This is a genomic window from Rhizobium sp. BR 317 (assembly GCF_047445835.1).
Lineage (GTDB): Bacteria > Pseudomonadota > Alphaproteobacteria > Rhizobiales > Rhizobiaceae > Rhizobium > Rhizobium paranaense.
This window is the reverse complement of the sequence record NZ_JARWLB010000149.1, coordinates 1-1,081: the sequence shown is the minus strand read 5'-3', so window position 1 is coordinate 1,081 and position 1,081 is coordinate 1. Positions and strand designations below refer to the sequence as shown.

The window sequence follows — 1,081 nt, the reverse complement described above, 5'->3', positions numbered from 1 at the left end:
CGCGTGCGGTGCCCTGGCCGCCTTCGTCACCAGCGCCGGCACRATGGACAAGGCAGAGGGCACCGCACGCGAACACATTGCCAAGTCCGCAGACCTGATCGCCGCGATCCGACTGCCCGAAGGCAGTTTTCGGCGTGACGCAGGGACCGACGTCGTGGTCGATATCCTCTTCTTCCGCAAGCGCAACGCAGGTGAACCGGAAGGCGACCTTTCGTGGCTCGACCTGGAAGGGGTCCGGCCGGCTGCCGAGGACGAGGGGGCGATCCGCGTGAACAGGTGGTTCGCGCAGCATCCGGAGTTCGTGCTMGGCGATCATGCCCTGACCTCCGGCCCCTTCGGGGAGACCTATACGTGCCGGTCACGTGCTGGCGAGGGGCTCGACGCGGCGCTGACAGCAGCCATCGCGCTTCTTCCGGAAGGCCTTTATGACGGCGAGCCGACCGCCATTGACATTGATCTGGAGGATGAGCTTGCCGAGATCGTCGATCTCAGTCCCGACAATGCCAAGGTGCGCGAAGGCAGCTATTTTGTCGACGTCAGACATGGTCTCATGCAGGTTGTCGACKGCGRGCCTGTTCCGGTTCACGTGCGCAAGGCCCGCAGCGGCGAGGGAATTTCGGAAAAGCATGTCCGGATCATTCGCAAACTGATCCCGATCCGTGATGCCGTGCGCGACGTCCTGAAAGCCCAGGAACTGGACCGGCCGTGGCGCGAGCTGCAGGTACGGCTGCGCATCGCCTGGTCGAACTTCGTGCGCGATTTCGGCCCGATMAACCACACCACTGTCTMGATCATCGAGGATGAGACGACGGGCGAGGTTCGTGAGAACCATCGCCAGCCGAACCTYCWGCCMTTYMGCGAYGATCCGGAYTGCTGGCTGGTCGCCTCCATCGAGKAYTATGACCTCGAAACCGAYACSGCMARGCCYGGKCCSATYTTCTCRGAACGMGTSATCGCGCCCCCTKCYMCGCCSRTCATCACCTCSGCMGCSGATGCCTTGGCSGTCGTSCTSAACGASCGCGGACGCATCGACCTCGATCATATTGCCGAACTTCTTCATTGCGACACGGATGCGGCTCTC

1 pseudogene is annotated in these 1,081 nt (G+C 63.1%); it reads left to right on the top strand.

The annotated features are described in order from the left end of the window. Window positions 1-1,081: pseudogene (locus QD357_RS32440) on the top strand (lactate dehydrogenase); the annotation flags it as partial.